The organism is Mesorhizobium sp. M0659 (genome assembly GCF_040320605.1).
Taxonomy (GTDB): domain Bacteria; phylum Pseudomonadota; class Alphaproteobacteria; order Rhizobiales; family Rhizobiaceae; genus Mesorhizobium.
Map to the genome: position 1 here is coordinate 263,074 of NZ_JAMYPY010000005.1, position 20,342 is coordinate 283,415.

Genomic DNA, 20,342 nt, shown 5'->3' on the forward strand with positions numbered 1-20,342 from the left:
CAAACGAGGGAGGGGCGGGCAAGCGTCTGTTTCGAAACGCCGCCCGCGCCGGTGCGGTGCATCAGCTTTTTGCAGTCGTCCCGGCCTCGCGCAACCTGGCATACCGCATGGTAACGTCGCTCAGATTTTCCTTGAGCCAGTTGGCCATGGCTTCCTCTTCGTTCAGGTTCTGCTTGAGGGCCCTTTCAGCATCCTGGAAGCCCCCGGCGTCGGCCAGTACCAGCAGCGAATTGTAGGCAGCAATCTCGTAGTTCTCGAATGCGAAATTCGCCAGGCTGTTCTTGATGATCTCGTCGCCGGCCATCGAATGTCCAATGGCGGCCACGCTGCCAACCATCGACAAGGCGGTGTCCTTGAGGGTGGAGTGCTCCTCGCCAAGGCCCTCCAGGACGGACTCGAGTCTCGTGATCTGGCCTTCGGTTTCCTGAATGTGCCGGCGCAAGCGATCGGCCACCTCCGGATAGTTCTCTATACGCTCGACCTGAGGCTTCATGATCGACAGCGCTTGATTTTCCATGGCGTGCGCGTTGCGCAAGCCGACGATAAATATCTCACGGCTTTCCGAGTTGAAGTTTGTATCCATCGAGTTTCTCCTTCTGATACCCGCCCGATCTTCCGTCTTGAAAGAAACTATCTTCTCGGCTCGGCCAACAACGGCTCGTCCGTGCGCGCCCAGGCCGGGAGGCTTTTTTGGATGCGCGAGAAAGTGGCCAGAGCCTGTCCGACTACCTGGTCCATGTTGTAATAGCGGTAAGTTGCAAGCCGACCGACAAACCAGACGTCTGGGCAGCTTGCCGCGAGCGCTTCATAGCGCTTGTAGAGCACTTCGTTTTCGGGCCGGGGCACGGGATAGTACGGGTCCCCGATGTCCGTGGGGTATTCGTAGGTCAGGCTGGTCCGCGAACTCTGCTGGCCGGTCAGATGTTTGTACTCGGTAATGCGCGTGTAATCTTCCGTCTGGGGATAATTGACCACGGCAACCGGCTGAAATTGCTCGCAATCCAGTGTAACGTGCTCGAAACGAAGCGAACGGTACGGAAGGTGCCCGAGCTGCCAGCCGAAATATTCATCGATCGGGCCGGTATAAACCATGCGCCTGAACGGTATCTTCTCACGAATTTCACGGAAGTCGGTCTGCAGCATGATCTTGATGTTCGGATGATCGAGCATGCGTTCGAACATCCGCGTGTACCCGCCGGCCGGCATTTTCTGGAAGCTGTCGCTGAAATAGCGGTCGTCACGGTTGGTCCTGGTCGGCACTCGTGCCGTCACGGATTTGCTCAGCTGACTGGGATCGACGCCCCATTGCTTTCTTGTGTAGCCGCGGAAGAATTTTTCATAGAGCTCGCGCCCCACGGTGCTGACGACGACGTCCTCAGCCGTTCGGACATCCTCCACCGTTTCGCGTCGCGACGCGAAGAAATCCTCCAGCTGTGCCGAGGTCAGGTCCAGCCCGTAAAGCCGGTTGATGGTGTCGAGATTGATCGGGATGGGAACCAGTTGCCCGTCCACGGCCGCCAACACCCTGTGCTCGTACGGCCGCCATTGCGTGAACTGCGAAAGGTGGTCCACGATCGTTTGGCTGTTGGTGTGGAAGATGTGCGGGCCGTAGCGATGGATGAGGATGCCGGCTTCATTGTAGCAGTCGTAGGCGTTGCCTCCCACATGGCTGCGGCGATCGATCAGCAAAACGCTTTCCTGACGCTGCGACGCTATCCGTTCGGCAAGCACACTGCCGGCGAAACCCGCGCCGACGATCAGCCAATCGAACATGGCTATGCACTCCTGCGAAGGGGCACGACCTTCTTGCGTTGGTAGGCGCGCTCAATGTGAGCTGCCATGGCATTCCATGTCCGTTCCCAGGACATGTCCGCAAGATAGGCATCGACTTGCTGCAGGAGCATCTGACGCGGTCGCGAAAGGACGGAGCGCAGCTTGATTTCCAGATCGTCACAGTCGGCGATTTCCACCAGCCCGGCAGCACCGTAACTGCGCACCACGTCGACGATTGCCGTCGAGATCACCGGCAGACCCGCGGCGAGGAATTCCGGCGTCTTGGTCGGGCTGATGAAACGCGTCGCCTCGTTGAGGGCAAACGGCATCCATCCGGCGTCCCAATGGCGCAAATAGTCGGGCAGATCGCAGTAGGCTTTCGGGCCAAGCCAATGCAGGTTTTCGGCTTGCGGCAGGCTTGCAGGGTCGATCTTGACGACTGGACCGAGCATGACGAAATGCACGTCCGGCATTGTCTTTGCCGCTAGCGCCACGAGATCGACGTCCAGCCGCTCGTCGATGACGCCGAAATATCCAACCCTCGGGGAAGGAATGCCGGCCTGGTCGGCTGGGTCCCTTCCTGGCCGTCTTGCGGTGTGAAAGTGCCTCACATCGATGCTGCTCGGAAATGGAAAGATGGCGGGATGGAGGTGACGCTTGGTCTCGAACAAGCTTAGACCACCGGTGAAAACGAGATCCGCGCGGCGCAGAAGCGCCTTTTCCATCTGGCCCAGCTCGGGGGGCGCATTCCTGAACGCAGAGAGTTCGTCCATGCAGTCATAGACGCATATGTCTGGGTCGAGGAATTCCGTAAAGCGAAGAGCCATTGGGGTGTAGTACCAGGCGATCAGCCGGCTATGCGGCATAGAAGCGATGGTCTGCTGCACAAATCTCCGCTGGACGGCATCTGCTTTCGCGGCCGACGTGCCGAGCGGCAGCACTGGTGTGACAATCAGAATGTTTTCCGATGCCACGCTCGTCCGCATCAGCGGCTGCGGCAATTCTTCGAAAACGGGTTCTTCAAAGTAGACCACTCGCTGCTGAGCGGATGCGAGAGTGAGGAGATGCTGCGGACGCTGGTGAACAAAATTCCATCGTAAGTGGGAGAAGCAGACCAGTATATTTTCGCGACGAACATATTGACTGCCGGTTACCCCGCCAAAGGCCGCATCCATTGACATACTCCCTCTGTGACACTATTTATGTTACGATTAACATTTGTTAATCGCGAATGGAGAGAACTACTTAGTTCCAGCTCCTAACTTTCGATCAGGTGAGTTGTTCCAACTGAAATGAAGAAGGCCCGGTCGCCCGCTTGTTCCGCGCACGAAGCGGGATCTGGTTGCGGAGGCGAGGGCGGCTGTCGGAACCCGGCCGCCACTGAAAGCGTGGTTCAACGAGGAATGCTGGTGGACAGCGGCATTGCCGTATTTGCGTTGAACTCGTTGGCTATAGAATGTGCCTAACATCAATGATTCGCCTGTATCTCTGCGCGTCTCCGACTGCCGAGGCGAATTCCGGGGCTAACATGAACATCAACTTTGAAACGAACGTTTTTCCACTGTTTCATCCGCAAAGCGTGGATGATCTCAAGGACCCGTGTCCTGTCTTCGATGGCCGTGTCTGGCACGTCTTCGGGTCAAGCGGCACGGTCACCACTGAGACGTGGAGAATCTTGCATGCCACGGCGCCCGATCTGTATGGACCGTGGGCCGAGCATGAGCCGATCGAACTTCCAATCAACGGCACTGGTGTTGCGGCTCCCGGTGTGACCCACGAGTGCGGCGTCTTCCACATGTTCATCCAGACGGAATTCATGAAGTCGGGTGGCCGTTGCGAGCATGCGGTTTCCAACGACGGGTTCCATTGGGTAGTCCTCAGTCCGGCCATTCTGGCCATCCCGGACACGGAAGAGGACGGAATTTACGATCCGCATCCGGCAGTCATTGGCGGTGGGCGCTACCTCGTTTATTCGGCTATGCCAAAATTCACCAGGGTGCCTCAGCCCGACATCTATCTGGCGCGTAGCCAGTCCGACTCGTGGTTCGGTCCGTGGAAGCGGATCGGCAAAATCCTCGACCACAACGATGTTCCCCACCATAACACCAGAGATGATCCCGACTACGAATGGGGCATTGAGGGCGCGCAACTGATCGAATTGCCGGACGGCCGGGTCCTTCTCAATGCCACGTGCTTTCTTCCGGACGGCCTTCGGGGAAACCGGCAACGGGTGTTTTTTGCCATAGCCGACGAGGTCAGCGGACCTTACGTTTCGATCGGCCCGGTGCTGGAGCCAGGTCAACCGGGCGAGAACGGCCACTCGACAGTGATGATCGATGGCAGTCAGCTTTCACTGTTCTACCAGAGCCGGGTTGCCACAACCGATCACCGATGGCGCTATGGTTTGGCCAGATGCGACGTCGCTCTCTTTTCAAAGGTCGCGTGATTCCAGGCTGCCATTAGCGCCTTGAGGCGGATCCGCGTCATGCGGCCATGGAACTCCGGAGGGTTGAAGGTGATCCGCGTCGGTGACGGTAGCAAAGTGTCATCGCGAAATGATTTCAGCCCGTTCGTCAATTGTCTCCGCGCATCGATGACACCGCCAGATGCCCGACTAATGGGCTCATAGCTATTTCTTCGGTCCCTTGACAGGGAATGTCGCGTCGCCGTCTTTTTTGCCGGAGATCACCCGCGGATCGGCGCTGGCGACGCCATCGTTTCCGCCGCCCTTGTGGTCCTTTTCCGACTGACCCTTAGCGTCCTGCTCGGGTGTCCGTCTTGATGTTCGAAGCGTCTTGTCCGCCATCATGGCCTCGCGTTTGCCATCCAAACTTCCGGCAATTTCGAAAGTTCCACCGCTTTAGCAAGCCGAAGGACCCAGTGAGTCGGAACGTCGTGGCGGGACGTGAGTTGTAAGCGAGGATATTCACCCGCAGGAGGACGCTTATGGCTAACCGCCGAGAGCAGCAGACGGACCTCACGCCCGCCGAGGCAACAGACCGCATCTGGGAACTCGCCGAGGACATCGACGTCTGCATGTTTGTGACCTGGGACGGCGAGTACAATCGAGCCCGTCCGCTATCTGCGCGTGTGGTCCGTGAGGAAAACGCCATATACTTCCTCGTCAATGACGACAGCGCCAAGAGCAAGCAGCTGTCGACCTATCCAAAGGTCACATTGGCCTGGAGTGACAACAGCCACTACAAATACGTCACGATGTCAGGCCCGGCCACAGTGACAAATGACAGGGAAAAATCGCCGAGCTCTGGGAGAAAACTGACTCAGCCTGGTGGGATAATGCCGATGATCCCGAGATTCGTCTGATAACGGTCAAACCCGACGAAGGCGAATTGTGGGACAGCCCGGGGCTAATGATGGCTACCGCAACGATGGTGTTTGCGGCCGTTACCGGCGCCAAGCCGAATGTGGGCGACAACGCAAAGGTCGAGCTCTGAGCGAGCGGCTAAACTAACCTCTGCTTTAGAGGCAGCGTCGATGAGCATTTTGGAAACCAGCAAGAAGTGATCGAGAACGTCACCGGTTTCGCAAGACCGCGCAAGGAAGCTGTCGCCGGATTTTTGAGGCAGCGAAAGTCGAATGAGTTCTGGTTCAAGGATGATGGACTTGTGCCCAATCATCCTGCATGGCCGCTCGTCGTTTATCGCGGCGCCGTCGAATTGCCCGAAGGACTTGATCCAGCAGCCGTCATGGAGGTGCTTTTCGATGCAAACGGATGGGGCGATAGCTGGCGAAACGGCATCTATGATTACGTTCACTATCATTCGCAAATACACGAGGTTCTGGGAATTGCGCGCGGAAATGCTGAAGTCCGGTTTGGCGGCAAGAAAGGACGAACGCTGTCGCTGAAGGCTGGCGACGTCGCGGTCCTCCCGGCAGGCACCGGGCACCAATGCCTCTCGGCATCCGATGATTTTTTGGTTGTCGGCGCGTATCCTCCATTTGGGACTTATGACGAATGTAGGAGCAAGGATCAGCATAGCGATGCGCTCGCAACCATCCCCAAGGTGGGGCGTCCGCGCAAGGATCCTGCATATGGTAGCCAAGGTCCGCTGCTGAAAAGTTGGAAGCGCTAATTTAGTCGTCGGGGTCGAAAGCCTTGGCAACTGCGTCTTTCTCAGCCTGCGGCAGGACTGTCATTGTGAGAATGAAGGCTGACAGCAGGAGACAGACGCCATTCGTGATTATGATCGGCCACTCTGCCTTCATGATGCCGAAGGCCAGCCACAAGGCGAAGCCCAACACAGTGATGGCATACATCGGTGCGGAGATGCCGCTTGTCTCTCGTGTCCTGATGATTTTCCAGGCTTGCGGGGTGAAACTGCTCATCGAGCAGACGGTCGCGAGATAGCCGATGAGCGTGACTGTCTGCATGGAAGCGGCCCTGACCTACGTCGCAGATACGCGCTTGAGATCAGATACGCGGACCACGCCGTGCTGGCTGACAAAGGTCAGGGTGAAGTCCGTGCTCTGGCTCTGCGAAACACCGGATATGCGATGGTCGCCTGTGTCATAAATCTCCATCTTTCCATGATCGTCGATGACCAGGCGGCTTTGCTCAGGAAACGCTGCGTAGCGCATATTGTTTTGAGAACCAGCGGCAGACGGGCTCCCAAACTCCTCAGGCCACCATGAGCCGGCGTGGGCCATAGCTGCAGAACGATAGCTCGTGTCGTCGCGTTGTGGCTTGGCGGGATGATCGCGCAGGTAGGCCGAGAGCTCCGCCGCGATAGTGTTGAGCTTCGCCTTGAGGCTGTCATCGAACATGTCGCCGACCATCGTCATGCCGGAGGACCATTGTGACATTCCTCCGAAGTCGACGTGGCTGAACTGGGCCATGGTTCCACCACCACGCCGCAACGCCTCAAGGACAGCCATGACAGCGCCATCAGTGACGCCATGCTGGCGTGCAAGGCGCGCAATCAGTTCAGCTTCCTTTTGAGTGTTTGTCATCATTGCGTCCTTTGAATCGCTTGGCGCCGGCAGTCCTCATTGTTGGCGATAGACATGCGGCCAAATCTAATCACGAAGGAGCGCCACCAGGTCTTCAGGCTCCTTGCCGAGGAAGCTCAATCAAGTTCTATCCAGGCTGGCGCATGATCGCTCGGCTTGTCCCATGCACGCGTTTCGGCATCTACTCCGGCATTCTTCAGGCGATCCAATAGGGATGAACTCAGCAAGAGATGGTCCATCCGGAGCCCGGAACTCCGATCGTACCCGCCGCGGTAGGAGAAGTTCCAATAGGTGTAAATTCCCTTTTCTGGATGAATGCGACGGACGGCATCGATCCAGCCCTGAGCAAGCATTTCGGCGTACGCGCTCCGGCTCTCGGGGAAGTAAACGGCATCGCCAACCCAGCGCCCCGGCATCGCCGCGTCGATCGAGCCTGGAACGACGTTATAGTCGCCGCACAGGATGGTCGGTGAGCTATCGCCGAGCAGCACCTGGCCATAGGTGATCAAACGTTGGAACCAGCGAAGTTTGTAGTCGAACTTCGGCCCCGGCGCTGGATTGCCATTAGGCAAATACAGGCAGCCGACAACAAGCCCATTCACATCTGCCTCGATGTAGCGGCTGTGCGAATCGTCGGGATCGCCCGGCAGACCTCGACGACGTTCCAGCGGCTCAATCCCGCGAGCGAGGATTGCCACGCCATTGTAGGACTTCTGTCCGTGCCAGATTGCGCCATAGCCGGCGTTTCTAATCGGATCGACGGGAAATTTTTCGTCAGAGGTCTTCAGTTCTTGAAGGCAGACGATGTCATAGCCGGTTTCGCCAAGCCACTTGAGAAGCACTGGCAGTCGGCCGTTGACGCCATTGACGTTGAAGGTTGCGATGCGGGTCATCTCGACGATTTAACGTCTTTGCGCCGCTTCGATGCGACATAGGGTCGGTAGCCAAATCTTGCCTTTTGTCATCGTCCATCTGCATTTTTGCTCGAAGCATTGGTGCTTTGACCGGAAGCAGCGGATGTCTTTGCATCTTTGGAATGCGCGGCAATCGCCGGACCCGCGCCGGTAGCTTTACGCATATCGCCGCTCCCCTTGCCGTCAGTCGATTTCTTGCTCAACAGTCCTGAGAAATATTTTCCAAAGAAGCCCATCCGACTCTCCATCTTGGCGCTCATTCGGCGACTTTGCGGGCCCTGAACTCATCTCTGCGCTGTTCTCGCAACTGCCGAGGATCGCTGCGCGAACCACCAAGGGCGCGGCGCCTGACCAGCGCGGCCGAACACTCAAGCAGGAAACATTCCAGTCCTTTGTAGATATGCGTGACCATGTCCTTCATCTCCCGCGACCGCCTCGGCACATGGGTCGCCGAGGCGGTTGGGTAGGCGATCAATCAAGCCGCTTTCCGTTCTGCCGCTCGTTCGTTGACGCCGGCTTCACCGAGGGCAGTCAGCGCCTCGTCGGTGGCCTTCTCCTCCTCAAGTGTCGCATTGAGGAGCGCAACCACGTCATCCTTGCCGAGCGTCGTAGCCCAGGCAATCAGGGTTCCATACCTGGCAATCTCATAGTGCTCCACGGCTTGCGCGGCACCGACGAGCCCTGCATCGAGCGAAGTCGAACCCTTGTACTCCTGAAGGATTTCAGATCCTTCCTCCAGGATGCCGTCGATCGCCGGGCAGGTTTTGCCGCGCGCGGCCGCGCCGAGAATCTCGAAGACCTCCTCCAGACGTTCGACCTGCCCCTCGGTTTCAGCGAGGTGCTTCTCGAATGCTGCCGCAACTTGCTGTTCGGATGCGCCTTTGGCCATCTTCGGCAAGGCTTTCAGAATTTTCTTCTCGGCATAGTAGATGTCTTTGAGGCCATCGAGGAAAAGGTCCTCCAGGTCCTTGTTGTTGCCATTGGCTTTCTTGGCAGTGGGCATTGTGCCGTCTCCTCTGTTGAAAATTGCCCGTCGCGAGCATTTTCTTAACTCGGAAACCCGAACCCGGTTCCGGGATAATGGAGATATCTAATTTAAAGGGTCCTGCGCTTCACTGAGAACAACGACCACGTCATTCTCGTGAAGAGCCGCGGCGGGGCGCACGCCATCGGGCTCCCGCCAACGGTCGTGCGGTCTGAGGGCCTGGGACTGCAGGAGACGCAAGTACCGCAGCGGCAGCAGAGCAGTCGGGGCAACGCCTCTCAAGCCTCCTGACCGCTCTGCAGCCGCTTGATTGCTGGCCCTGCTTGCATCCAGGAATTGGGTGATTGGACGCTGCGTATGCAACCAGAATACCTCAGAATGGTTCTAGCTATGATTTGAGCGGGATGGCAGCGAGCGCCGTCCAAAGGTGGCAATTTTTATGGACGTATCACTTTCGCGAACCGCAGACGACAACATCAAAACCGGCAAGAGCGGCTTGCTGCTTGTCTCGGACAATTATGACGCTTTCGCTCTGCGCGTGCTGGCCGCAAGGAGCGCTGAGCGCAGCCTCGACCTGATGTACTACCTTTGGCATGATGATCACACCGGCCGCTTGCTGCTTCGCGAGGTTTTTCGAGCTGCTGAGCGCGGTGTTCGGGTGCGCATGCTCCTTGACGACGTCAATCCGCGTAAAAATGATGCGGCATATCTGGCGCTGAACAACCATCCAAACATCGAATTGAAGTTGTTCAATCCGAGCGGTATCAGGCGCGGCCGGATCATGCGTGGTGTGGAAGTGCTGTTGCGGCTCTTTGCATTGACGCGACGGATGCACAACAAGGCTTGGATCGTCGACGACAAATTTGCCATTGTCGGCGGTCGGAATGTTGGCGATGCCTATTTCGATGCGGCAGAAACCAATTTCCGGGACCTCGATCTGCTGCTCCTGGGGCCTGCGGTACGGCAAACCGCGGCGATATTCGATGCCTTCTGGGCTTGCAATGAAGCCAAGCCAATCAAAACCCTGGGATCAGTGGCTGAGCATGAGCATGCCAAATGGCTTGAAGGAAGCGATACCGGCCCCGATCCCAAATTCCTGAACGGCATCGGCAACCGGGGCTCGATCACAGAGTTTATTGCGGCCAGCAACGACGTTCATTGGGTGGATGGCGTGCGGGTCATTTCCGATCCGCCGGAGAAGGTTCGTGGTTGGAGACGTCGCAGCTGGCTTATGAAAGAGCTGCGTCCGATCATCCAATCCACGCGCGGGTGTCTGGAAATTGTGTCGCCCTATTTCATCCCCGGCAAAAGGGGCACAGCGATCTTGCTGGACCTTGTCGGCGCCGGTGTTGACGTTTCGGTTCTGACCAATTCCTTGGCCGCCACGGACGTCGCCGCAGTCCATGGCGCTTACGCAAACTATCGCAAGCGGCTGCTGAGGAATGGCGTCAATATTTTCGAGCTTCAGCCGTTCAACCGGCGCTCCGCAATCTCGGTGTTTGGCTCGAAGGGCGCCAGTCTGCATACGAAAGCTTTCACCGTCGACGACAATATCGGCTTCGTCGGTTCCTTCAATTTCGATCCACGGTCAGTGTCCTTGAACTCGGAAATGGGCGTGCTGTTTGAGGATCCGAAAATGGTCGCCGAGCTGCGGCATCGATTCCAATCGGAAATATCTCCGGAAACAAGCTATCGGCTCGAACTGAAGCACAATGTTCTGCATTGGCATGGATGCGGCGAAGGCAAGATTCAGGACTATACGCATGAACCAGAAGCCGGATTTTTTCGCCGTATCCTGGCGGTCTTCGTCCGTCACCTCCCGATCGAATCTCAGCTCTAGCATCTGATGATGGCCGAGGACCTCGCGATCTCAGCGAATTGCCCTGCCGGGGATCGCGTGAGCGAAACGTGAAACCCTGATCTACCACGGGTCAGCCAGACCGCATCACCCCGGTTCTTCGACAACCGCGTCACCAATCCCATGCTGTCCGGCGTCCGGATCACTCGGCAACACGTCGGAAAAATTGACTGTGGCGACCAGGTATCCGGCTTCATCGTAGACCTTGATAGTCGATCCCGATTGCTTGGTTCCTGACCCAGGATCCGCCGCCACCGCTACGCGCGCCATCTCTATTGCTCTCGGACTGGCCATCTCCGCACTCGCTAGCTCTTCCTCGAGAGCGGTAGTCTGGCCGGATACTGTCGTCTCAAAGCGGAATTTTGGCATGGGCAACCTCCTGTTCCTATGCAATTCCGGTGTCCGGGTTGCGTTCCAAAGAAACAGAATTGGTGGGAAGCAGCTAAGATCGCCGCGATGGCCAGACCCGTGTCGCCACGAAGGTCAGCAAACCCGTGATCACAATCCAGGCCTGCACCTCGCGTTGGATGGTTGGTCCAAGGTTCGATGTCTGTCGCGACGGGCTCTCTGCCTCCACTATCGGTTGAAGGTCGGACCGACTGCCGAGACGGACGGAATAGGCCCGCGTGAACTCGGCGCCGAGCAGGAATATCTCAGACGAATAGTAAACCCAAAGCAGCACGACCAGCAGTGCACCCGCCGCGCCATAGGAGGATGCGATCGCGCTGGTTCCGATATACCAGCCAATCAGCGACTTGCCGATGGTGAAAAGCAAAGCGGTCACTGCCGCGCCAATTGCGACATCGCGCCAAGCGAGCGACCGGTCCGGCAGGATCTTGAAGATCGCCGCGAACAGAGCGGAAATCAGCACGAATGATACAATGCCGTTTATCGACGCGAGAATGATCGTGCCGAACGGCAGATGGGCGTTGATGACAGCGCCAAGCGCGGAAATGGCGGCACTCGCCGCCAACGACACAAGCAGTAGAAATCCCAACGCTGCAACCAGACCCAGGCTGGCCGCCCGCGCCCGCACCAATCGCGACACAGACATGGGTGGTGGGTCAATCTTCCAGATTGTGTTGAGCGAAAGCTGCATTTCGCCAAACACCCCGGAGGCTGTCACGAAGAGGGTGACGATGCCCACCAAAGTGGCAAGAGTACCGGCGGTTCTGTGAGAAGCGCTTTCGATGGTGCTGCGCAGAAGGTCGCCGGATTGCGACCCCATCACGCCTGCGATTTCGGCCGACAGAGCGAGTTGAGCTGCTTCATGCCCAAAGACAAGTCCAGCAATCGCAACAACGATCAACAAGATCGGGGCCAGGGACGTAACGGCATAGAACGCCATCGCCGCACCGTGGCTGAGGGCATTGTCGTTGATGAATCCGAGGATGCTCTCCTTGCCAAGAACCCAGGCTTCGCGTGCCACCCGCATGGGGAATTCCTTTTGCCTCAACGAGCAACCTAGTGCTGTGGGCAACGAAAGCGAGACTGCCGCCAGTGCGCGAGGCGCGATTGCCGAGACACGCCCGCTTGTCTCTGCACCACGGCCAGAAATGTTCCATGCGGCGCCGGAACTCGCCGGGCTCGTAATGGTTATCGGTCATCCGATTGGAGTGATCGAAAATGCCTGATAATGAAAACCATCGCGAGACCGGCGCAACGAAGTACCCGGCTAGAACAGGTCCTGATCCTTCGGATGCGTTCTCTCAGGATGCGGCCGGCAACAAGAAACCCAAGAGTGGGGTCGGTCTGACGCGGCCAGTCAATGAGGTGGATGACAAGACGCACCAATCCGATGGCCAGAACGCCCCGGCGAGGCCGGGCGGCGGAAACACGGTCAAGCCATGAACGTTGCCAATCTTCAGCTTGAAGGGTTGATGATGGCGGTCGCGTCAATCAACAACCTGCTCGTTCACAAAGGTCTGCTGTCAATTGACGAGATCGATACCGCCCTGCGAAAGGCAGAGGCGTCCATGACAGGTGACGAGCGGACCTACGAAGACATGTCACCGGCCAACCGTGACGCGATCTGCTTCCCGATCCGGCTTCTGCAGATCGCAAACAACGCGCAAGGCGAACTGGACATCCCACCATTTTCAGAGCTTGCAAAAATGGTTGGGCAAACCAAGAAACCTTAACGTCAGCGGTGACGACACCTGTAGCCTCCGTGAAGGCCTCATTTGACGCCGATGCCACTCTGAAGCGGAAAAGCAGCATCGGCGTCGTCTCGGCTATAACCGAACCAAATCTCACCCACTGCGTTGAGTCCCGGCGTTGCGTCATTAGTCGGGGCACTTCCATGAAAACGGGCGAGCTTTCAACCTACCGGGCCAAAAGGGATTTCGCGAAGACGAAAGAGCCCAGCGGCGAAAGCTCGATTGCGGGTTCGAACCGACTCCGGTTCGTCATCCAAAAACACGCGGCCACGCGGCTGCACTATGATCTTCGCCTCGAGCTTGGCGGGGTCTTCAAATCATGGGCTGTGACCAAAGGTCCATCACTGGATCCTCACGACAAACGACTTGCCGTGGAGGTTGAGGATCACCCGCTGGAGTACGGCGACTTCGAAGGCACGATTCCCAAAGGACAATATGGTGGCGGCACGGTGCAGTTGTGGGATCGCGGATATTGGGAACCGGAAGGCGCCATGTCTCCCGAAAAGGCGTTGGAAAAAGGCGACCTGAAATTCACGCTGCAGGGCAAGCGCCTGCATGGAAGCTTCGTCCTCGTGCGCATGAAGCATGACCGCAATGGCGGGAAGCGGACCAACTGGCTGCTGATAAAACACCGCGACAAATACGCGACAGAGGGCAATGGCGATGCGGTGCTGGCTCAGGATCGATCCGTCGCCTCCGGTCGGAGCATGGAGAGGATTGCAGCGGGGAAGGGGGCAGGTCCGAAGCCGTTCATGATGAATGGTTCATCGTTGGCCGATGCGGATGCCGTTTGGGACAGCAAGCGCGGCCATGCGGCCGACAAGCGCGCCGCTAGGTCGGCAAAGCCTGCTCCGCGGCCGAAGCGAGCCGGTCCTGCCTCAGCGGCGAAGATGCCCGACTTCATCCCACCACAGCTTTGTGCAACGCTTTCCCGGCCGCCGGCCGGGACGAACTGGGTTCACGAAATCAAGTTTGACGGTTATCGCGTCCAGTTGCGCGTGGAAGACAAGGACACCGCGCTTAGGACCCGCAAGGGTCTTGACTGGACGGAGAAATTTGGCGCCATCGCAAAGGAGGCCGCCAGTCTTCCCAACGTCATCATCGACGGCGAGATCGTAGCGCTTGGCGAGAACGGCGCGCCCGATTTTGCCGCACTGCAGGCAGCGCTGTCGGAGCGCCGGACGAAGGACCTGATCTACTTTGCCTTTGACCTGCTCTTCGCAAATGGCGTCGATCTGCGAAAGATGCCTCTCTCACAACGGAAGGAACGTCTGAGCGAGATGCTCGGCGAAGTCGATCGCGGCGAGCAAAATCTCATCCGCTATGTCGAGCACTTCAGCAATGGCGGCGACGCGGTGCTGCGTTCTGCCTGTCGCCTGTCGCTTGAGGGGATTGTCTCCAAAAAGGCCGATGCGACCTATGTTTCGGGGAGGACCGACACCTGGGCCAAATCGAAATGCCGCGCCGGGCATGAGGTGGTCATCGGCGGCTGGTCGACGACCAACGGCAAATTCCGGTCATTGCTCGTCGGCGTCAATCGCGGTGAACATTTCGCCTATATCGGCCGTGTGGGGACCGGATTCAGCGAGGCAAAGGTCAAGCAGCTGATGCCCAGGCTGCAGGAGATGAAAGCCGCGACGTCGCCGTTTACCGGCGATGGCGCACCGAAAAGGAATTCAACCGTCTTCTGGACGAAGCCGGAATTGGTCGCGGAAATCGAGTTCGCCGGCTGGACCGGGGGTGGCAATATCCGGCAGGCCGCCTTCAAAGGCCTGCGTGAAGACAAGCCCGCAAAAGACGTCGAGGCCGAGCGTCCAGCCGATCCTCAAGAGACGCCGATTGCCGACCCTGCCAAGGTGACTGGCAAGACAGGAAAAAGCCCGGTTGTCATGGGCGTCATCATTTCCAAGCCGGACAAGCCGCTTTGGCCGAATGCCGGCGACGGTCAGCCCGTCGACAAGCTCGATCTTGCAGAATATTTCGAGACCGTTGGCCCCTGGATGATCAGACATATCAAAGGTCGTCCCTGTTCACTCGTGCGTGCGCCGGATGGCTACGCCGGCGAGCAGTTTTTCCAGCGCCACGCAATGCCAGGCACATCCAATCTGCTGGAACTGGTAAAAGTCTTCGGCGACCACAAACCGTATCTGCAAATCGACCGCGTCGAGGGTCTGGCCGCGATCGCCCAGATAGGCGGCCTTGAGCTTCACCCCTGGAATTGCCAGCCGGGTCATCCCGAAATACCTGGCCGACTTGTCTTCGACCTTGACCCCGGTCCGGAAGTCCCTTTTGCGAAGGTGGTCGCGGCAGCCAAGGAAATGCGCGATCGTCTCGAAGATCTGGGCTTGGTGAGCTTCTGCAAAACCACGGGCGGCAAAGGCTTGCATGTCGTGACGCCATTGGCGGCCCAACGCAGCAAGACGACATGGGCCGAGGCCAAGGCCTTCGCAAAGGCCGTCTGCATCCAGATGGCGGCAGACAGCCCGGATCTCTACCTCGTCAACATGGCCAAGAAGCTGCGGACATCCCGGATTTTTCTCGACTATCTCAGGAATGATCGCATGGCGACAGCCGTCGCCCCTCTCTCCCCTCGCGCCAGGGAAGGCGCGACTGTATCCATGCCGCTGACCTGGAGTCAGGTGAAGGCGGATCTCGATCCGAAAAAATACACCGTTCGCACGGTCCCGGGCCACCTGAAAAAGACCGTCGCCTGGGCTGACTACGATGATGGCGAACGGTCGATCAGCAGTGCCATCAAACGGATTGGTTCAGCAAAGCTCGCCGCATGACGACCTCGGTTCGCGCTGGCTTGCAGGTACGAGGCCCAAAGTCCAACCTCCTGCCTCACCGGTCTCTGGGATTGCCCAGGGCGGGGTCGCGCGCCCGGGTGTAGCCCTCGACGCGAGGCAAACCGTCATCCATCCTGATAAACGGCAGCCGCATTTCCCAATAGGCTTGAGCTTGGGGATGGAACTTCTCGGGCGCGTCCATGAATCCGATCGAGATGTAGAACTCATTTGGCAAGCCTTCATCGGTGTACCCAATCGAGGTGCCACATTCCGAACAGAAGGAGCGCACGACGCCCCTGGTTTTCGAGAATGTTTTTGGTTTTGGGCCGAGCCAATGGACCTGATCTGGACGATAGCCAATCCAGATCGTCAGTGGGCTGCCGATCGCTCGTCGGCAGTCATCGTCGTGGTCGAAACAAATCCAAAAGGGATCGCCACTGAATTCAGCTGTGATGGCTCCGCAAAAGCAATGCCCTCGATCAATCCGGGCCGGTTTTCTGATCGTCGTTCGGGGTTTGTCGTCCATGGTAATCTTCCCGCCAGCGTGGTGGCGTAACGCCGCGGACGGCAAGCAGTTCCTTTGGACGTCACAGAGCCGCAGATGCGCGCAACCGGCGGGCTGCTCGTCAATATCATTTGAGGCAGATCAGGCCTTAGTTTGTTGGGAACATTTTTTCAGGTCCGCACTTTGTTCGCCGTCTGACCAAAGGAGGCGACCTTGAAAACACGACGCATCGACAGGGAAAAGCTCGAGAGGGCGGATCGAGAAGCCAAGTTGCTGTTGGAAGCGGAGCGGCATGCCAGGGAAGCCAAGACGGCGCGGCTTAGAGAACAGCGACAGTTGTTGGAGGCATCGATAGCGCAGACCCCGCCCGCGCCCGTAGCCGCAAAGCAGCCGCCCCGCCAACGAAAGCCGACGCGCAAGGTAATCGAGGTGGACTGACGGTTTGGTCAGTTGGGGCTTTTGCCAAGGTGGGGAGTTGATATGACAGGGCAGGGGATCCGGCAGCATGAATACCAAAGCGGTAAGTCCGGCCGTCGCCAAAGCGGCTGCTCGGCGTGCTGGATCGGGGTCTCATCACCCGTGCGTCCGACGACGATCCTGCGAGAGCCGCTGAAAAAGGCGCCGAGCGGGCCGAGAATGTGATCCAGCGAGTCCGGCTGGACACTTACGTCGGGAACAATCGCACGCGCGGACCGTTCCCCAAGCGATCTTCACGCTCAGGATTTGCTCTTGTTGCAGCGACCGGATGAAATTTTCAACGAGGCCTCGCAAACGGTTGGTGATCCCCTTGAGCGCGACGCCTTAGGTGGGGAGGCTGAGCTAACTGGCGATCGCGCCATCCCGAGTCGTCTGGTTGTCGTCTCGAACAGGCTGGGGAACATTCGCGATCTGTCGCAAGCCGGCGGACTTGCTGTAGGCATCGGGGATGCGTTGGCCGAGCGTGGAGGCCTGTGGCTAGGAGCAAGCGCTGAGTATCAGGACTACGCCGCGAGCGACGAACCGCTGATCCGCTTGGAACGCGTGGGAAAGATCGAGACGGCTGCGCTTACCCTGCCCTATGAGGAGTATTCGCTCTATTACAATGGCTATGCCAACAGCACGCTGTGGCCGCTTTTTCATTACCGACTCGACCTGGTGAACCACCGGGCAGAGTTTCTACACGCCTACCGGCAGATCAATGCGCGGTTCGCGAAGGCGCTCGCAGGACTGCTGTCGGGCAACGACGACCTGGTGTGGGTTCACGACTACCACCTTATCCCCTTGGCCGCCCAGTTGCGGCGGCTGGGAGTCCGGAATCGGATCGGGTTTTTTCTTCACATACCGTTCCCGCCGCCCGACCTGTTTGTAGCCACGCCCGACCATGAAGAACTCATCGATGATCTGCTTCAATATGACGTCGTGGGGTTCCAGACCGAAACGGACGTGGGGAATTTCCGGCGCTCAGTGCAGGCGGCCAACTCCACTACTTTTGATATCAATGGTTCGGCTGAGATGAACGGCCGCACGGTGTTATCGAGGTGTTTTCCGATAGGCATCGACGTCGATTCAATCGCACGCATGGCCAATGAGGCGGCGGAGGATGTGCAGATCGATTCCATGCGCCGCCAGATTCTGGGCCTCAAGCAAATCATCGGCGTCGATCGGCTGGACTACTCCAAGGGTCTCCCCGGCCGCATGCAGGCTTTCGCTCGTCTTTTGGAAAGGCATCCGGAACACGAGCGAGCGGCAACCTATTTGCAGATTGCGTCGCCGACGCGCGAGGAGGTCAGCGCCTATGCCGACATCCGGGCCCAGCTTGAGGCAACCGCCGGCGCGATCAACGGAAGATACGCGGATTTGGCTTGGACCCCGATCCGCTACATCCACCGTGCCGTATCACGCTCTCGGCTTGCTGGCCTGTTGCGCGCTAGCCAGGTCGGATTGGTCACGCCCCTGCGTGACGGAATGAACCTCGTCGCCAAGGAATACATAGCCGCGCAGGACGAAGCCGATCCCGGAGTGCTGGTATTGTCGCGTTTTGCAGGTGCGGCCGAAGAACTTGCCGAATCCTTGATCGTGAACCCGTATGCGGTCGACGAGGTTGCCGACGCGATCGCAAAAGCGCTCGCGATGCCGCTTGGGGAAAGAATTGCAAGGCATAGTGCACTGCTCAAGCGCATCACGCACAATGACGCAGCAGAATGGCGGCGGTCATTTCTCGCCACGCTCGCGGGCGAGAACTAGCGCCTGGCATCGATGCCTGAACCCGTCCGTGTGTCACGCGTCCCACACGGTCATAGCCCGGCCATAACCCGGCTTGCCTAGCAGTTCGAAAGGCCTTGAAGCTGATCGTGTATCTTGTCCGTCCGCATCAGAACCTTTTCGCTCGTTTGACGGAAGCGCGATAGCCCGCCTCAATCGGTGGACTATCGAAGGTTCCACGGAACACACCGCCGGTCCGGTCGTTTGGGCTCTGATAGGAGATCTGCGATGACAAGGAACCCCACGCGAAAGGACAGTGATCTCTCTGGAAAAGAGGCAATCAAGTTGGCCGAAGCCACCGACGTGTCACCCGGGCAGGCCAAAGAGCTTGCAGCCGAGCACGGCAAAGACGGCGCCAAGAAGGAAGCAAGAAACTACAAGGCGGAGGGCTGACTATGGCGGCCAGTGGATCCGCAAACGACAGAGACGCACGAGCCACCCTCTACGCACAAGGCGTAATGGAGCCGAGCGTAAAGCGCGGGAAGAGAAAACGGCGCGATTGCGCAAAGCCCGTTTGGCGCACGAGGCGATCAATCCGCCTGCACCCGAGCGGCAACCGACAGTGCCGAAAGCGCCCAAGCGGGCCGCCAAACCAGGCAGCCGAAAAGCTGGAGAAGATTAGCTTCAGCTTCTTCGGCTGTGCCGGCGGAACGCGTCGGGGAAGAGCAGACCGTGCGGTCGATCTGCACGATAAATTTGTATCTCATCGAATGACACAAAGGAGTCCAGTGATGACGGAGCATGTGTCCCGGAAGGAAGAACAGCGTGGCACCCGAAATGTACTCGGGTGGGGCGTCGTCATTGCGGCTGTGATCTTCGTCGCCCTGCTAGCCTTCTTTGTGTTCATACCCCTTTCAGGCGGATCGTGGCAGACATCGCCGGTAAAGCGCACCCCGGAACAGAACCAAGGCGGCAATGCCCCCGCCGAGACATCACCCGCGGCCGGCGTCAAAAAGAGCCCGCAAGAAAATACCGAGATGCCAGGGCAGCAGTGATCGACCTCGGGCTGCGACCCAAGTCGGCCCTGATTTTCCAGGTCGTCTCATCGGCGCCATGATGGGATCAGGGCTTTCTGGGCGCAGAACGGCTGAGCTATTGAGACTGGCTTTCGCCCACATCGAGCGCTGAAAGATTACCGCACCAGGGGTCTGGCGAACGAGGCGATGACGCCATCGTGGAACTCGAGGCAAATCAAGATGCCTAGCTGCAGGCCGTTCAGTTGGGGTTTTTCAGCTGCTTTGACAACAGCAGTTGCTGCTGCAGCTCAAGGGCGAGTTTCAACAGCCGTTCAGGTGTTTCCTCTTCCGCGATTTCGTCGAGCAACGCTGCGAGTGCGTCGCCCTCAACAGGATCGCGGAATGAGTCAGGTTTGGTTTGCGGAGGTTTGGCCACGACGATTTCTAGCAGGAATGCGGCCGTATTTGCAAGACGAAGCGAAGCGCTCTTGGGGAGGGGTACCGTAGCGGGGGCGGTCGACAGGGCGGCCTGCGGCAAACCATCGGACAATCTTAATTCATGATTCCAGACCTGTCGTTGCGGAGCACCTCCTCCATGAGCGTATTGAGCCATTCGCTCAAGGGAAGGTCATGCCGCGTCGACAACCGCTCCTCCAGCGCCGCCTTCAATGTCCGTTCGACGAGGCGATCGGCCGCCTGTGGGTCGCCCAGCAGCAGCCGCGCGGACAGCCTCAGTTTTGGAAGAGCGCGGAAAACGTTGTCTTCGCCAAGCGCTGTTGATTGCGCGGCGAGGATCCCGGCAACCGTCCTGAACCCGGCCGGCTTGGAGAGGTTTTGGGTGTACCGGAACCGCTCCGGCAGGGTGATCTGATCGTTTCCGGAGAAGAATACGAACGGGATGCCTCTGTCCGTCAGCTCATCGGCGAGGGGAAAAACAGTCTCACCGTTGAGGTCGATGTCCAGCACCGCCCCATCCGCTGAATCGATATATCGTCGAGCCCGGCTGACTGACGACACCGGCCCCAAAACGGTCGCCCCACAATCGCTGAAATAAGAGGCAAGTTCGCTTGCCAGCAAGAATTCGTCCTCGACGAGCAGAATTCGCATGCCTAATAACATAGCAGCCCTCCGGGCTTTAAACGGCGGTCGCGTCCATCGGTTCCGTGCTATCGGCGGTGCGGGATGGGAATT

The 20,342-nt window shown here is 58.4% G+C and carries 24 protein-coding genes and 1 pseudogene; 10 read left to right on the top strand and 15 right to left on the bottom strand.

Annotation, left to right across the window (positions count from 1 at the left end):
* Window positions 1-61 precede the first annotated feature (61 nt).
* From NKI31_RS11035 to NKI31_RS11045, 3 genes are read right to left on the bottom strand one after another with little or no spacing between them, the layout of a single operon-like run.
* The gene (locus NKI31_RS11035) at window positions 62-583 is read right to left on the bottom strand and encodes a ferritin-like domain-containing protein (RefSeq protein WP_352651494.1); all 522 of its coding nucleotides are present in this window, start codon (window positions 581-583) and stop codon (window positions 62-64) included.
* Between the two features lie 47 nt (window positions 584-630).
* Window positions 631-1,773 carry a UDP-galactopyranose mutase gene (glf, locus tag NKI31_RS11040; RefSeq protein ID WP_023668033.1) on the bottom strand — a complete coding sequence of 381 codons (1,143 nt, stop codon included), beginning with the start codon at window positions 1,771-1,773 and terminating at the stop codon, window positions 631-633.
* A gap of 2 nt (window positions 1,774-1,775) precedes the next feature.
* Entirely contained in the window at window positions 1,776-2,948 is a 1,173-nt protein-coding gene (locus tag NKI31_RS11045) for a glycosyltransferase family protein (protein WP_023691418.1), read from the bottom strand.
* 353 nt (window positions 2,949-3,301) lie between these two features.
* On the opposite strand from NKI31_RS11045, the gene NKI31_RS11050 reads away from it, so the two are divergent.
* A complete protein-coding gene (locus NKI31_RS11050) occupies window positions 3,302-4,219 on the top strand; it encodes a glycoside hydrolase family protein (RefSeq protein WP_023691417.1) in 918 nt (305 codons plus the stop codon).
* Between the two features lie 183 nt (window positions 4,220-4,402).
* Here NKI31_RS11050 and NKI31_RS11055 read toward each other — a convergent pair whose 3' ends face one another.
* On the bottom strand, window positions 4,403-4,579 hold the full coding sequence (locus tag NKI31_RS11055; protein ID WP_155922451.1) for a hypothetical protein: 177 nt from the start codon (window positions 4,577-4,579) through the stop codon (window positions 4,403-4,405).
* A gap of 230 nt (window positions 4,580-4,809) precedes the next feature.
* Here NKI31_RS11055 and NKI31_RS11060 point away from each other — a divergent pair.
* A pseudogene (locus NKI31_RS11060) lies at window positions 4,810-5,228 on the top strand (pyridoxamine 5'-phosphate oxidase family protein).
* A 66-nt stretch (window positions 5,229-5,294) separates the two neighbouring features.
* The gene (locus tag NKI31_RS11065; RefSeq protein ID WP_023748065.1) at window positions 5,295-5,867 is read left to right on the top strand and encodes a hypothetical protein; all 573 of its coding nucleotides are present in this window, start codon (window positions 5,295-5,297) and stop codon (window positions 5,865-5,867) included.
* Between the two features lies 1 nt (window position 5,868).
* Here the strand turns inward: NKI31_RS11065 and NKI31_RS11070 are convergent, their stop codons facing one another.
* The 6 genes from NKI31_RS11070 to NKI31_RS11095 form a co-directional block, all read right to left on the bottom strand.
* Window positions 5,869-6,165, bottom strand: coding sequence for a SemiSWEET family sugar transporter (locus tag NKI31_RS11070; protein WP_023687830.1), 297 nt, complete (start codon window positions 6,163-6,165; stop codon window positions 5,869-5,871).
* A 15-nt stretch (window positions 6,166-6,180) separates the two neighbouring features.
* Window positions 6,181-6,744, bottom strand: a complete 564-nt coding sequence (locus NKI31_RS11075) for a hypothetical protein (protein WP_032904714.1) — start codon at window positions 6,742-6,744, stop codon at window positions 6,181-6,183.
* A 116-nt stretch (window positions 6,745-6,860) separates the two neighbouring features.
* Window positions 6,861-7,637 (bottom strand): exodeoxyribonuclease III, encoded by a 777-nt coding sequence (xth, locus tag NKI31_RS11080; protein WP_023754455.1) that lies wholly within the window; start codon window positions 7,635-7,637, stop codon window positions 6,861-6,863.
* 68 nt (window positions 7,638-7,705) lie between these two features.
* Window positions 7,706-7,918, bottom strand: a complete 213-nt coding sequence (locus tag NKI31_RS11085) for a hypothetical protein (protein ID WP_245259911.1) — start codon at window positions 7,916-7,918, stop codon at window positions 7,706-7,708.
* On the bottom strand, window positions 7,915-8,079 hold the full coding sequence (locus NKI31_RS11090) for a hypothetical protein (protein WP_156932539.1): 165 nt from the start codon (window positions 8,077-8,079) through the stop codon (window positions 7,915-7,917). Before NKI31_RS11090 ends, NKI31_RS11085 begins: the two co-directional genes overlap by 4 nt.
* 54 nt (window positions 8,080-8,133) lie before the next feature.
* Window positions 8,134-8,661, bottom strand: coding sequence for a YciE/YciF ferroxidase family protein (locus tag NKI31_RS11095; RefSeq protein WP_023704627.1), 528 nt, complete (start codon window positions 8,659-8,661; stop codon window positions 8,134-8,136).
* A gap of 421 nt (window positions 8,662-9,082) precedes the next feature.
* Between NKI31_RS11095 and NKI31_RS11100 the strand changes: the two genes are divergently transcribed.
* A complete protein-coding gene (locus NKI31_RS11100; RefSeq protein WP_352651495.1) occupies window positions 9,083-10,483 on the top strand; it encodes a phospholipase D family protein in 1,401 nt (466 codons plus the stop codon).
* Between the two features lie 105 nt (window positions 10,484-10,588).
* Here the strand turns inward: NKI31_RS11100 and NKI31_RS11105 are convergent, their stop codons facing one another.
* On the bottom strand, window positions 10,589-10,870 hold the full coding sequence (locus NKI31_RS11105; RefSeq protein WP_352651496.1) for a hypothetical protein: 282 nt from the start codon (window positions 10,868-10,870) through the stop codon (window positions 10,589-10,591).
* Between the two features lie 73 nt (window positions 10,871-10,943).
* The gene (locus NKI31_RS11110; protein ID WP_352651497.1) at window positions 10,944-11,936 is read right to left on the bottom strand and encodes a YihY/virulence factor BrkB family protein; all 993 of its coding nucleotides are present in this window, start codon (window positions 11,934-11,936) and stop codon (window positions 10,944-10,946) included.
* 191 nt (window positions 11,937-12,127) lie between these two features.
* Here NKI31_RS11110 and NKI31_RS11115 point away from each other — a divergent pair, with 191 nt between their 5' ends.
* The 3 genes from NKI31_RS11115 (at window position 12,128) to ligD (ending at window position 15,449) form a co-directional block, all read left to right on the top strand.
* Complete coding sequence (locus tag NKI31_RS11115) at window positions 12,128-12,352, top strand: hypothetical protein (protein WP_156933724.1); 225 nt, start codon at window positions 12,128-12,130, stop codon at window positions 12,350-12,352.
* Window positions 12,349-12,642 carry a hypothetical protein gene (locus tag NKI31_RS11120; protein ID WP_352651498.1) on the top strand — a complete coding sequence of 98 codons (294 nt, stop codon included), beginning with the start codon at window positions 12,349-12,351 and terminating at the stop codon, window positions 12,640-12,642. The genes NKI31_RS11115 and NKI31_RS11120 overlap by 4 nt, the downstream gene beginning before the upstream one ends.
* A gap of 161 nt (window positions 12,643-12,803) precedes the next feature.
* Window positions 12,804-15,449, top strand: coding sequence for a DNA ligase D (ligD, locus tag NKI31_RS11125; RefSeq protein WP_352651499.1), 2,646 nt, complete (start codon window positions 12,804-12,806; stop codon window positions 15,447-15,449).
* 55 nt (window positions 15,450-15,504) lie between these two features.
* On the opposite strand, the gene NKI31_RS11130 is transcribed toward ligD, so the two are convergent.
* Window positions 15,505-15,975: a GFA family protein gene (locus NKI31_RS11130; RefSeq protein WP_023729497.1), complete on the bottom strand. Its 471-nt coding sequence runs from the start codon at window positions 15,973-15,975 to the stop codon at window positions 15,505-15,507.
* Between the two features lie 192 nt (window positions 15,976-16,167).
* On the opposite strand from NKI31_RS11130, the gene NKI31_RS11135 reads away from it, so the two are divergent.
* From NKI31_RS11135 to NKI31_RS11145, 3 genes are all read left to right on the top strand, one after another.
* On the top strand, window positions 16,168-16,392 hold the full coding sequence (locus NKI31_RS11135; protein ID WP_352538584.1) for a hypothetical protein: 225 nt from the start codon (window positions 16,168-16,170) through the stop codon (window positions 16,390-16,392).
* Between the two features lie 291 nt (window positions 16,393-16,683).
* On the top strand, window positions 16,684-18,177 hold the full coding sequence (locus NKI31_RS11140; RefSeq protein WP_352651500.1) for an alpha,alpha-trehalose-phosphate synthase (UDP-forming): 1,494 nt from the start codon (window positions 16,684-16,686) through the stop codon (window positions 18,175-18,177).
* A gap of 749 nt (window positions 18,178-18,926) precedes the next feature.
* Window positions 18,927-19,190, top strand: coding sequence for a hypothetical protein (locus tag NKI31_RS11145; RefSeq protein WP_023736053.1), 264 nt, complete (start codon window positions 18,927-18,929; stop codon window positions 19,188-19,190).
* Between the two features lie 220 nt (window positions 19,191-19,410).
* Here NKI31_RS11145 and NKI31_RS11150 read toward each other — a convergent pair whose 3' ends face one another.
* Window positions 19,411-19,701, bottom strand: a complete 291-nt coding sequence (locus NKI31_RS11150; protein WP_031204075.1) for a hypothetical protein — start codon at window positions 19,699-19,701, stop codon at window positions 19,411-19,413.
* Window positions 19,702-19,703: 2 nt separating this feature from the next.
* Window positions 19,704-20,270 (bottom strand): response regulator, encoded by a 567-nt coding sequence (locus NKI31_RS11155; RefSeq protein WP_023668059.1) that lies wholly within the window; start codon window positions 20,268-20,270, stop codon window positions 19,704-19,706.
* Between the last annotated feature and the right edge of the window lie 72 nt (window positions 20,271-20,342).

Excerpts from the sequence above, each read along its gene's own strand:
- NKI31_RS11095 (WP_023704627.1), bottom strand. The coding sequence starts at position 8,661 with ATGCCCACTGCCAAGAAAGCCAATGGCAACAACAAGGACCTGGAGGAC.
- NKI31_RS11110 (WP_352651497.1), bottom strand. The coding sequence starts at position 11,936 with ATGCGGGTGGCACGCGAAGCCTGGGTTCTTGGCAAGGAGAGCATCCTC.
- ligD (WP_352651499.1), top strand. The coding sequence starts at position 12,804 with ATGAAAACGGGCGAGCTTTCAACCTACCGGGCCAAAAGGGATTTCGCG.
- NKI31_RS11120 (WP_352651498.1), top strand. The coding sequence starts at position 12,349 with ATGAACGTTGCCAATCTTCAGCTTGAAGGGTTGATGATGGCGGTCGCG.
- NKI31_RS11105 (WP_352651496.1), bottom strand. The coding sequence starts at position 10,870 with ATGCCAAAATTCCGCTTTGAGACGACAGTATCCGGCCAGACTACCGCT.
- NKI31_RS11035 (WP_352651494.1), bottom strand. The coding sequence starts at position 583 with ATGGATACAAACTTCAACTCGGAAAGCCGTGAGATATTTATCGTCGGC.
- NKI31_RS11130 (WP_023729497.1), bottom strand. The coding sequence starts at position 15,975 with ATGGACGACAAACCCCGAACGACGATCAGAAAACCGGCCCGGATTGAT.
- NKI31_RS11075 (WP_032904714.1), bottom strand. The coding sequence starts at position 6,744 with ATGACAAACACTCAAAAGGAAGCTGAACTGATTGCGCGCCTTGCACGC.
- NKI31_RS11145 (WP_023736053.1), top strand. The coding sequence starts at position 18,927 with ATGACGGAGCATGTGTCCCGGAAGGAAGAACAGCGTGGCACCCGAAAT.
- NKI31_RS11055 (WP_155922451.1), bottom strand. The coding sequence starts at position 4,579 with ATGGCGGACAAGACGCTTCGAACATCAAGACGGACACCCGAGCAGGAC.
- NKI31_RS11070 (WP_023687830.1), bottom strand. The coding sequence starts at position 6,165 with ATGCAGACAGTCACGCTCATCGGCTATCTCGCGACCGTCTGCTCGATG.
- NKI31_RS11100 (WP_352651495.1), top strand. The coding sequence starts at position 9,083 with ATGGACGTATCACTTTCGCGAACCGCAGACGACAACATCAAAACCGGC.
- NKI31_RS11155 (WP_023668059.1), bottom strand. The coding sequence starts at position 20,270 with ATGTTATTAGGCATGCGAATTCTGCTCGTCGAGGACGAATTCTTGCTG.
- NKI31_RS11085 (WP_245259911.1), bottom strand. The coding sequence starts at position 7,918 with ATGAGCGCCAAGATGGAGAGTCGGATGGGCTTCTTTGGAAAATATTTC.
- NKI31_RS11045 (WP_023691418.1), bottom strand. The coding sequence starts at position 2,948 with ATGGATGCGGCCTTTGGCGGGGTAACCGGCAGTCAATATGTTCGTCGC.
- NKI31_RS11050 (WP_023691417.1), top strand. The coding sequence starts at position 3,302 with ATGAACATCAACTTTGAAACGAACGTTTTTCCACTGTTTCATCCGCAA.
- glf (WP_023668033.1), bottom strand. The coding sequence starts at position 1,773 with ATGTTCGATTGGCTGATCGTCGGCGCGGGTTTCGCCGGCAGTGTGCTT.
- xth (WP_023754455.1), bottom strand. The coding sequence starts at position 7,637 with ATGACCCGCATCGCAACCTTCAACGTCAATGGCGTCAACGGCCGACTG.
- NKI31_RS11115 (WP_156933724.1), top strand. The coding sequence starts at position 12,128 with ATGCCTGATAATGAAAACCATCGCGAGACCGGCGCAACGAAGTACCCG.
- NKI31_RS11090 (WP_156932539.1), bottom strand. The coding sequence starts at position 8,079 with ATGAAGGACATGGTCACGCATATCTACAAAGGACTGGAATGTTTCCTG.